The 9,315-nt window shown below is 68.0% G+C and carries 10 protein-coding genes and 1 riboswitch; of the genes, 6 read left to right on the forward strand and 4 right to left on the reverse strand.

Going from position 1 to position 9,315, the window contains the following annotated elements; translation table 11 throughout:
* Window positions 1-208: 208 nt before the first annotated feature.
* The 3 genes from ACS5Q7_RS18490 (at window position 209) to ACS5Q7_RS18500 (ending at window position 2,180) form a co-directional block, all read left to right on the forward strand.
* The gene (locus ACS5Q7_RS18490) at window positions 209-502 is read left to right on the forward strand and encodes a hypothetical protein (protein ID WP_478340726.1); all 294 of its coding nucleotides are present in this window, start codon (window positions 209-211) and stop codon (window positions 500-502) included.
* A gap of 73 nt (window positions 503-575) precedes the next feature.
* A complete protein-coding gene (locus tag ACS5Q7_RS18495; protein WP_478340727.1) occupies window positions 576-965 on the forward strand; it encodes a thioredoxin family protein in 390 nt (129 codons plus the stop codon).
* Between the two features lie 81 nt (window positions 966-1,046).
* Window positions 1,047-2,180 carry a glycosyltransferase family 2 protein gene (locus ACS5Q7_RS18500; protein WP_478340728.1) on the forward strand — a complete coding sequence of 378 codons (1,134 nt, stop codon included), beginning with the start codon at window positions 1,047-1,049 and terminating at the stop codon, window positions 2,178-2,180.
* Between the two features lie 24 nt (window positions 2,181-2,204).
* Here the strand turns inward: ACS5Q7_RS18500 and ACS5Q7_RS18505 are convergent, their stop codons facing one another.
* Complete coding sequence (locus ACS5Q7_RS18505; protein WP_478340729.1) at window positions 2,205-2,537, reverse strand: hypothetical protein; 333 nt, start codon at window positions 2,535-2,537, stop codon at window positions 2,205-2,207.
* Window positions 2,538-2,955: 418 nt separating this feature from the next.
* Between ACS5Q7_RS18505 and ACS5Q7_RS18510 the strand changes: the two genes are divergently transcribed.
* Window positions 2,956-3,405: a TY-Chap domain-containing protein gene (locus ACS5Q7_RS18510; RefSeq protein WP_478340730.1), complete on the forward strand. Its 450-nt coding sequence runs from the start codon at window positions 2,956-2,958 to the stop codon at window positions 3,403-3,405.
* Between the two features lie 22 nt (window positions 3,406-3,427).
* On the opposite strand, the gene thiC is transcribed toward ACS5Q7_RS18510, so the two are convergent.
* Window positions 3,428-5,317, reverse strand: a complete 1,890-nt coding sequence (thiC, locus tag ACS5Q7_RS18515) for a phosphomethylpyrimidine synthase ThiC (RefSeq protein ID WP_478340731.1) — start codon at window positions 5,315-5,317, stop codon at window positions 3,428-3,430.
* A 69-nt stretch (window positions 5,318-5,386) separates the two neighbouring features.
* Window positions 5,387-5,491, reverse strand: a riboswitch (TPP riboswitch).
* Window positions 5,492-5,693: 202 nt separating this feature from the next.
* Here thiC and ACS5Q7_RS18520 point away from each other — a divergent pair.
* Window positions 5,694-6,065 (forward strand): HNH endonuclease family protein, encoded by a 372-nt coding sequence (locus ACS5Q7_RS18520; RefSeq protein WP_478340732.1) that lies wholly within the window; start codon window positions 5,694-5,696, stop codon window positions 6,063-6,065.
* Window positions 6,066-6,071: 6 nt separating this feature from the next.
* On the opposite strand, the gene ACS5Q7_RS18525 is transcribed toward ACS5Q7_RS18520, so the two are convergent.
* The gene (locus ACS5Q7_RS18525; protein WP_478340733.1) at window positions 6,072-6,317 is read right to left on the reverse strand and encodes a pilus assembly protein PilZ; all 246 of its coding nucleotides are present in this window, start codon (window positions 6,315-6,317) and stop codon (window positions 6,072-6,074) included.
* Window positions 6,318-6,353: 36 nt separating this feature from the next.
* Window positions 6,354-6,851 (reverse strand): hypothetical protein, encoded by a 498-nt coding sequence (locus ACS5Q7_RS18530; protein ID WP_478340734.1) that lies wholly within the window; start codon window positions 6,849-6,851, stop codon window positions 6,354-6,356.
* Window positions 6,852-7,117: 266 nt separating this feature from the next.
* Between ACS5Q7_RS18530 and ACS5Q7_RS18535 the strand changes: the two genes are divergently transcribed.
* On the forward strand, window positions 7,118-9,310 hold the full coding sequence (locus ACS5Q7_RS18535; protein ID WP_478340735.1) for a transglycosylase domain-containing protein: 2,193 nt from the start codon (window positions 7,118-7,120) through the stop codon (window positions 9,308-9,310).
* Window positions 9,311-9,315 lie beyond the last annotated feature (5 nt).

The raw sequence follows: 9,315 nt of genomic DNA on the forward strand, positions 1-9,315 counted from the left end.
GCCCGGCAGGCCCCAAGCCCGTCAGACCCGATGGGCATTACGAGCGAGCGGCGGGTTCGTTGCAACAGAACCTACCGAACGCCATAGGGAACAGGGGACAACGCGCCTTTTCTCCGCATCCACCCGCGCGAACGCTTCGGCTTGACGGCGGCGATGCAACATCGTTTCACACCCGCGTTGGAACCCGGATCCAGGAAAAGGATCGCCCATGGCCTTCGTGAGCCTCAAGGCGTGGCGCGCCCGTTCGGCCGAGCGATCCGCCCTGGCCGCGCGGTTGAAGGAGATGATCGCGCCTCGTCTCAGCCTTGGCGATGACGACGCGCTCTCCGTCAACGAGATCGCATGCGCCGATCCGGGCTGCCCCGACATGGAGACCATCGTCCTCGTGATGCGCGCCGGCCAGCCGACACGGGCCTTGCGCATCCGCAAGCCGATGGAGGCTGTCGACGAAACCGATATCGCCGCCCTGGCGGAGGAGGAGCGGAGCCCCGGTGCGGCGTGATGGCCCTGCGCCGGGCGTCGCGACTGGTGTAGGTTGCGGGACGGACCGCCAGAGTCCGAGGGAAGATCATCCCATGACCACACGCCGCGCCATCATCGCGCTCGCCGCACTCGCCGTTCTGAATGCCGGGCCGGTCTTCGCCGCCGAGCCGGTGCCCTTCGATCCCGCCGCGTTTCAGGCCGCGCAGAAGGCCGGCAAGCCGATCCTCGTGGAGGTGAGCGCGCCCTGGTGCCCGATCTGCAAGGCGCAGAAGCCGGCCATCGCCAAGTTGGTGCAAGATCCGCGTTTCAAGGACCTGCAGGTCTTCGATGTCGATTTCGACAGCCGAAAGGATGTGCTGAAGCAATTGAACGCGCGGATGCAGAGCACCCTCATCGCCTACAAGGGCGAGACGGAGGTGGGCCGCTCGGTGGGTGAGACACAACCGGAATGGATCGAGGGGCTGGTCGAGAAGACCCTCTGAGATCCGCCCTTCGGTTTCCGTTCAGGTCGCCCGGCCGATAAGCCGTCGCGCGCCATCCTCCGGCGCCGACGAGATCACATCATGACGAGTCCCGCCGCCATCGTCGCGGTCCCCGTGCGCAACGAGGCCGAGCGTATCACCGCCTGCCTGCGCGCCCTCGACGCCCAGGAAGGGCTCGCGCCGGGCGCCCTCGGCGTGGTGCTTTTCCTCAATAACTGCACGGACGGCACGGGCGAGATCGTCGCCGGCCTCGTTCCGTCGCTGTCGGTCCCCGTGCGGGTGCTGAACGAGGATTATGCCGGCGCCCATGCCGGCTGGGCACGCCGCAAGGCCATGGACGAGGCCGCCGCGTGGCTCGGCGAAGCGGGCGGGGCGATCCTCTCCACCGACGCCGACAGCCGGGTTCCGCCGAACTGGGTGGCGCGGATTCTCGCGGCCATCGACGCGGGCGCGGATGCCGTTGCCGGGCGGGTGGAGCTCGATGTCGAGGAGGGCAAGCTCCTGCCGGACATGCTCCATGCCCGCGCCCGGCTCGAAGACATCTACGACGCGCTCATCACCGAAGCCGAGGCGCGGATCGATCTCGATCCGCACGATCCCTGGCCCTGCCACCGCACCACCATCGGCGCGACGCTGGCCGTGACCCGCGACGCCTATGTCGCGGTCGGTGGCATGCCGGAAATCCCGCTGGGCGAGGACGGCGCCTTCATCGCGCGGCTGATCGCCCACGGGAAGCGCGTGCGCCACGCGCCGGATGTCTGCGTGACGATCTCGGCGCGCCTCACCGGCCGTGCGCCGGGGGGCGTCGCGGACACGATCCGCTCACGCTGTGAGGAGCCGGACGCCCTGTGCGACGCGCGGATGGAAACCTTCGTCCGCTGCGTGCGGCGCTACCTGTGGCGCGCGAAGTTCCGCCGGATGCACGATGCGGGATCGCTGGCGCGGGAGACGGCCTGGGCCGATTGGCTCGGCATCCCGGCGCAGGACGCAGCCAGGATCGCCGCCTTGCCCCTCGGGCATGCGATCTCCGAAGCGGAGAAGATCAGCCCGCGTCTGGCCTACAGGCCGATCGGCCCGCGCGACTTGCCTGGGCAGATCCGCCTCGCGCGGATCGGACTCGTGGTGATCCGCGCCGTCACCGGGCTGCGGGATACGGCGGGACGGACGGGCCGGACAGCGCCCAACCTCACGCAGGGCATCGGCAAGACCGCCTGAGCCCGAACGGCCTGACCCGGACGGTCAGGCCACGCGGGACAAGGCGCCGTTGGCGCCGTTCGGTGCCCCGGCATTCGCATAGGCGCGGTTGCGCAGGGCATTCTCGCTCGGCAACTGCGCAAGCACATCGCCGGACGTCTGATCGACCACTTGGAACACGATCGCGCTCGTATCGACGTCGCGGACGAACCGCGCCTGGTGCGAGCCCGCGCCGATATCGACCTTCACCGCCGGCTCGAGATTGTTCGAGGGCGTTGGGCTCGACTCGGCGGTCTGCGCCTGTGGCGCGGCCGTGGCGCCGATGGCGTCGAGGCCCTGCGGCCCCTGCGCGACGGCAGGTATGCTCCGTATCTCCATGACAGGCTCCTTCGATCCTGTGATGGCCGATAGCACCATCGCGCCGTTAAGCAGCTCTTAATAGGACCATGCCGTGGCCCTTTATTGACCGCGCACCTCGGAGTCGCGCTAAATATTCCGTTACCGCGAATGGGAAAATTGAAAGAATTGCACCGCTCCCACCATGGTATGCGCGTGGGTAGCGAGCAAAACAACTTCTGCTATGGATTTTCTGATCCATAACAAAAGCTTAAGGGTGGGCCGACGACCAACCGGACACCGGCCCATGCATTCCGCAGCATCGCTGCTTCAACGGCGTTTCCCCGACGCGAGATCGAAGACCTGCGGGTCTATTCCCCCGTTCCTGTCCGCCGTCTTGGTGGCCGTTGCGCTGTTTTCGGTCCCGGGGGGCGCACAGGCCTCACCGCGATCGGCCTTCATGGCCCGCTATCGGTGCCCGCTCGTCGCCGCGCTTCAAGAGATTCATCGAGCCGGCCCGGTCGAGACGTCCCGGAACCGCTTCGTCTCGCTGGCCATGAACGGCCTGTTCCAGCGCTACGTCCAGTGCATCTTCATCGATGACGATACGGCGATGTTCTGCGAAGCCTCGTCCGGGGCCTACGGAACCGGCAAGTTTTCGCTCGTCCGGTTCGTGCCGACCGAGGAAACACAGAACACCTTGAACGAGCTGGGCTTCACTCAGGACGATCCCGAGAAGAACTTTTCGCAGACCGTACCCCTTGGCTCGCCACCGGATGTCCGTGTCGCCGCCGACTTGATGCTCACGACGCTTTACGAGGCCTATGGCGCCCGGCGCGACATCGATCTGGATATGGACGCCCCCAAGGGAGGGGATGCCCATCGACAATGCGGCGCGCCCGCCCGGTGAAAGGGGGCGCGCCGTCGTCTCGTCACTCGGCCGCGTCGACGTAGAGCTTGCCACCCTCGGCGAGGAATTCACGCGACTTCTCGCGCATCCCGGCCTCGGCCTCGGCCTGCGACATGGCGGGGGCCTGGCCGATCACCTGCCCGGCCTCTTCCATCGCCAGAACCTCGGCGCGCAGATCCTGCGTGATCTTCATCGAGCAGAACTTCGGGCCGCACATCGAGCAGAAATGGGCGACCTTGTGGGCGTCCTTGGGCAGCGTCTCGTCGTGGTAGGTCCGGGCCGTGTCCGGGTCGAGGCTCAGGTTGAACTGGTCCTCCCAGCGGAAGTCGAATCGCGCGCGGCTCAGAGCGTCGTCACGCAGCTGCGCGGCCGGGTGGCCCTTGGCGAGGTCGGCGGCGTGGGCGGCGATCTTGTAGGTGATCACGCCGACCTTCACGTCGTCCCGGTCCGGCAGGCCGAGATGCTCCTTCGGCGTGACGTAGCAGAGCATCGCCGTGCCGAACCAGCCGATCATCGCCGCGCCGATGCCGGAGGTGATGTGATCGTAGCCCGGCGCGATGTCGGTCGTCAGCGGGCCGAGGGTGTAGAAGGGCGCCTCGCCGCATTCGCGAAGCTGCTTCTCCATGTTCACCTTGATCTTGTGCATCGGCACGTGGCCGGGGCCCTCGATCATCACCTGACAGCCCTTGTCCCAGGCGATCTTGGTGAGTTCGCCCAGCGTCTCCAGCTCGGCGAATTGCGCGGCGTCGTTGGCGTCGGCGATGGAGCCGGGGCGCAGGCCGTCGCCCAAGGAGAACGACACGTCGTAGGCCCGCATGATGTCGCAGATCTCGTCGAACCGCTCGTAGAGAAACGATTCGCGGTGCCCGGCGAGGCACCAGCGCGCCATGATCGAGCCGCCGCGCGAGACGATGCCGGTGACGCGCCGCGCGGTCAGCGGCACGTGGGCGAGGCGTACGCCGGCATGGATGGTGAAGTAATCGACGCCCTGTTCGGCCTGCTCGATGAGCGTGTCCTTGAACACCTCCCAATCGAGCTTGAGCGGATCGCCGCCGACCTTCTCCAGCGCCTGATAGATCGGAACGGTCCCGATCGGGACCGGCGAGTTGCGGATGATCCAAGAGCGGATGTTGTGGATGTTGCGGCCGGTGGACAGGTCCATGACCGTGTCCGCGCCCCAGCGGATCGACCAGACCAGCTTCTCGACCTCTTCGGCGGCCGAAGACGTCACCGCCGAGTTGCCGATATTGGCGTTGATCTTCACGAGGAAGTTCCGGCCGATCGCCATCGGCTCCACTTCGGTGTGGTTGATGTTGGCGGGGATGATCGCCCGGCCGCGGGCGATCTCGTCACGGACGAATTCGGGGGTGATGAAGGCCGGCACGGCCGCGCCGAAATTCTGGCCGTCCGCCAGGGCCGCCTCGGCGCGCTCCAGCATCTGCTCGCGGCAGAGGTTTTCGCGGTGGGCGACGTAGATCATCTCCTCGGTGATGATCCCGGCGCGGGCGAACTCGTACTGCGTCACCATCTGGCCGGGGGCGGCCTTGCGGAGCGTGCGCGCGGCGGGGCAGGGGGCGACGAGCTTATCCGCCGAGGCGAAACCGTTGTCCTCGGGCTTCACGGCGCGGGGTTCGGTGGCCTCGTAGCCGCGTGCGGCGATCCAGGGGGCGCGGATCTGCGGCAGGCCCGCCGACAGGTCGATCTGGGCGTCGGTCTCGGTATAGGGACCCGACGGATCGTAGACCCGCACCGGCTCTTCCTTGGGGTCGGTCAGCACGATCTCGCGGAACGGGACGCGGATGTCCTCCCGGCCGCCGACGGTCGCGTAGACCTTCCGCGAGCCGCTGACCGGTCCCGTGGTCACGGTCTCGGGGCTTCCCTTCACATCCTTGGGCAGCACGGGTGCGTTCATCTGGCCTCTCCTGGCGCTGGAGCGGTCCAATTGCGCGACGACGATGGGCGAAAGACACGGCTCCCGAAGAAAGCCGCAGGTTCCCGTCCCTCCGCCGGTACGAACCGGATCAGGTTCAAGGGTCAGGGCATTACGCCCAATCTCAGCCCGCGTCGGGCCCCCCTCGGAACGGACGAAGCCTCTGTTGTTTGCCGGAAGTTGTCAATGCCGGGAAACGTGACGCAGCAACAACCGGTAGAAACTCGCCACACATCGGTCATTTCGGACGAAGCGAAACAATCCAGCGCGGCGAGACATGCCTGGGTATGGCGGATCCCTGGATTGCTTCGCTTTGCTCGCAATGACGAAGACGGCCCGATAGAGGTGGAGGCTTGGCTTGGGCAGACGCGAGCGCCTGTGGCGCGATGACGATCCGGCGACTCATGGCCCTCAGGCCGCGCCGCCGGTCATTTGCCCGCTCTGCGAGCGCCCGATTCCACGAGGCGCGAAATCGAGCCTGCACCATCTGACGCCCAAGCTGAAGGGCGGCACCCATCGCGGCACGGTGCGGCTGCATCAGGTCTGCCACTCGGCGATCCACGCCCGCTACAGCGAGGCCGAGATCGCCCGGCGCCTCGCCGACGTGGAGGCCCTGCGAGCCGACCCCGAACTGGCCCGGTTCGTGGCCTGGGTCCGCACCAAGCCCGACGATTTCCATGCCCCGACGCGCATGACCCGGGACCGACGGACGGGCCGGCGCAAGGAGTGAGGCGCTTCAGGGCGGAAAGGCGATCCCCGCGCGCTTGCCCCGCTGCCATGCGAGGCTCGCCTCGCGCATCGCGGCCTCCGGCGCAAGGCGCAGCCGGAACCGCTTCGGCAAGTCCACGGCTTGCTCGATCTCGATCAGGGCGCCGGTCTCGTTCACGTCCCAGACGAGACAGCCGACCTCCCCCTCTTCGGTCTCGACGGCCCCGAAGGTGAAGGCATTGCGGCGATAGGCGCCGCGCCGGTCCTCGGACATGCCGTGTCCCTCTCAACCCACAATCGGCGTGCCGGCCTATTCGTCGTCAGGAACGCTGCGGTAGCGGCGGCGCTCCGACCGGTCATCGTCGTAATCGCGGCGGGGACGGTCGTAATCGTCCCGGCGCGGACGGTCGTAGTCGCGGTCCACGTCGCGGCGGGCACGATCATCGTCGCGGTAGCGATCATCGCCGCGCGGGCGATATCCATCCCCGTCATCGCGACGCGAGCGGTCGCGGTATCCGCCACCGTCATTGCCGGTGATGCGCGGTGCGTACCAGCAAGCCTTGCGCTGGTTGGGCGCCGGATCCCCGAAGCTCTGGACGTTGCAGGGGATCGCGCCGCCCTGCGGGAAGGGGCGGCCGTGAGTCTTGCCCGGCACGCCGAAATACACGTTCGTGGGATAGGGCATCCGGCAGATGCCACCTTCCTCGGCACAGGCGACGGTATTGACCGTATCGAGCCGGATCTCGGCCCTTGCCGAAACGCTCCCGAAGCCGAACCCGGCCGCCGCGACGAGAATGGCTACCCGCACGATCGTATTCTCCCCCAGAATCGGCCGGCACCTTACGGATGGACCCCCGCCGAAACCAGGGGCGAAAGGCGGAAATAGTGCTTTGGGGCCACCCTCGCGTCCTGGCGAGGTGTTCTGGCTAAGGTGTGGTGCCGTGTATCTTAACGGCCCCTTAAACCGCCGCATTTACAGCGTCTCAGAACGCGTCCGCAGGGCCGCCGAGACGTCATTTCAACGTCTGGTTGCGCGGCCTCGCGCGCGGGCGAACAGCTTCGTGACGGGTGTCGATGGCGCAGAAGCGTGGCAGGGCCGAGCCGAATTTCGATGTGCCGGAAGGGCGCATCGGCCAGCGCGGCGACCTCGACCTGCGCCTCTCGCGAGAGGACCGGGCCGGCGGCGCCGAGGCAAGGAGCGACGGACGCGTGAGCAGGCAGACGGCGAAGCGTTCCTCCCCGTCCCGCGGATCCTCCGGGGGCAGGGGCTCGTCCGGCCGTGGCCGCGGCGCCAAGAGGCGGCGCTCCTGGCTCGGCCGCATCGTCTATGGCGGCGTGGTGCTCGGCCTGTGGTGCGTCATCGGCTTGGCCGGGCTCATCGCCTATCACGCCTCGCAATTGCCGCCGATCGACCAGCTCGCCGTGCCGAAGCGGCCGCCGAACATCGCGATCCTGGCGAGCGACGGCTCGCTCCTGGCCAACCGGGGCGAGACCGGCGGCCGGGTGGTCTCGATCAAGGAATTGCCGCCCTACCTGCCGCGCGCCTTCGTCGCCATCGAGGACAGGCGGTTCTACCAGCATTTCGGCGTCGATCCGGTCGGCATCCTGCGCGCCATCGGCCAGAACCTGACCCGGCGCGGCGTCGCCCAGGGCGGCTCGACGCTGACGCAACAGCTCGCCAAGAACCTGTTCCTGACGCCGGAGCGCTCGGCCTCGCGCAAGATCCAGGAGGCGATCCTCGCCCTGTGGCTGGAGCACAAGTACACGAAGGACGAGATCCTCGAACTCTACCTCAACCGGGTCTATTTCGGCGCGGGCGCCTACGGCGTAGAAGCTGCGGCGCAGCGCTATTTCGGCAAGCCCGCCAAGGACGTGAGCCTCGCGCAGGCCGCGATGCTCGGCGGCCTCGTGCAGGCGCCCTCGCGGCTGGCGCCGAACCGCAACCTGCCGGCGGCCCAGGCCCGCGCGGCGCAGGTGCTGGCGGCGATGCAGGAGCTGGGCTTCGCGCAGGCGCAGGACGTGAAGGTCGCTCTCGCCCAGCCGGCCCGGCCGGCGAGCATCCGGGGCGGCGGCTCGGCCAACTACGTCGCCGACCTCGTGATGGACGTGCTCGACGATTACGTCGGCAAGTTCGAGCAGGACATCACCGTCCAGACCACCGTCGATACCTCGCTTCAGGCGACGGCCGAGCGGGCGCTGGTCGATGAGCTGAACAAGCAGGGCGCGCGCTTCAATGTCGGCCAGGGCGCCCTGGTCTCGATGCGCCCGGACGGCGCGATCCGCGCGCTGATCGGCGGACGCGACTACGCGCAGAGCCAGTTCAACCGCGCGACCACCGCGAAGCGCCAGCCCGGCTCGTCGTTCAAGCCCTTCGTCTACCTCGCCGCCGTCGAGCGGGGCCTGACCCCCGACACGGTGCGCGACGATGCGCCGATCAAGATCGGCACCTGGGCGCCGGAGAACTATTCCCACCGCTACGAAGGTCCCGTGACCCTACGCAACGCGCTGGCCCATTCGCTCAACACCGTGGCGGTGCGCCTCGGGCAGGAGGTCGGCCCGAAGGCCGTCGTGCAGACCGCCCAGAAGCTCGGCATCACCTCGCCGCTGCAGGCCAACGGCTCCATCGCGCTCGGCACCTCCGAGGTGACGCTGCTCGAGATGGTCGGAGCCTACGGCGCCTTCGCCAATGGGGGCACGGGGGTGATCCCCTACGTCGTGGCCTCGGTGAAGGGGTCGGACGGGAAGTTCCTCTACAAGCGCGCCGACAGCGGGCTCGGAAGGGTCATCAGCCCCGACGCCGACGGCATGATGAACGCGATGATGCACGAGACCTTCGTGAGCGGCACCGCCAAGAAGGCCGACATCCCCGGCTGGGAGCTCGCGGGCAAGACCGGCACCACCCAGGATTACAAGGATGCGTGGTTCATCGGCTTCTCGGGAAGCCTCGTCACCGGCGTCTGGCTCGGCAACGACGACGGCGAACTCACCAAGAAGGTGACCGGCGGCGGCCTGCCGGCGGAGGTTTGGAAGAGCTACATGACCCAGGCCCTCAAGGGCCAGAACCCGGTCCCGCTGCCCAACCTGAATCGCTGGCGCCGGGCGCCGGAGACGACCGCATCGGTCGCCACCGGAGGCCCCGGCGAGGTGCTGAACCAGATCATCGATGGGCTCACCCCGGCGCCGCAGGCCGAGGCCCCCGTCCGCCGCAGGCGCGAGCAGCGAGCCGAGCCGAACTTCCTGGAGAAACTGTTCGGGATTGGCGAGTAGCCGCC

Source organism: Methylobacterium sp. Gmos3 (genome assembly GCF_056430985.1).

What these genes read in the sequence shown, in the direction of transcription:
- ACS5Q7_RS18490 (WP_478340726.1), top strand. Translation starts at nt 209, where the DNA reads ATGGCCTTCGTGAGCCTCAAGGCGTGGCGCGCCCGTTCGGCCGAGCGA.
- ACS5Q7_RS18495 (WP_478340727.1), top strand. Translation starts at nt 576, where the DNA reads ATGACCACACGCCGCGCCATCATCGCGCTCGCCGCACTCGCCGTTCTG.
- ACS5Q7_RS18500 (WP_478340728.1), top strand. Translation starts at nt 1,047, where the DNA reads ATGACGAGTCCCGCCGCCATCGTCGCGGTCCCCGTGCGCAACGAGGCC.
- ACS5Q7_RS18505 (WP_478340729.1), bottom strand. Translation starts at nt 2,537, where the DNA reads ATGGAGATACGGAGCATACCTGCCGTCGCGCAGGGGCCGCAGGGCCTC.
- ACS5Q7_RS18510 (WP_478340730.1), top strand. Translation starts at nt 2,956, where the DNA reads ATGGCCCGCTATCGGTGCCCGCTCGTCGCCGCGCTTCAAGAGATTCAT.
- thiC (WP_478340731.1), bottom strand. Translation starts at nt 5,317, where the DNA reads ATGAACGCACCCGTGCTGCCCAAGGATGTGAAGGGAAGCCCCGAGACC.
- ACS5Q7_RS18525 (WP_478340733.1), bottom strand. Translation starts at nt 6,317, where the DNA reads ATGTCCGAGGACCGGCGCGGCGCCTATCGCCGCAATGCCTTCACCTTC.
- ACS5Q7_RS18535 (WP_478340735.1), top strand. Translation starts at nt 7,118, where the DNA reads ATGGCGCAGAAGCGTGGCAGGGCCGAGCCGAATTTCGATGTGCCGGAA.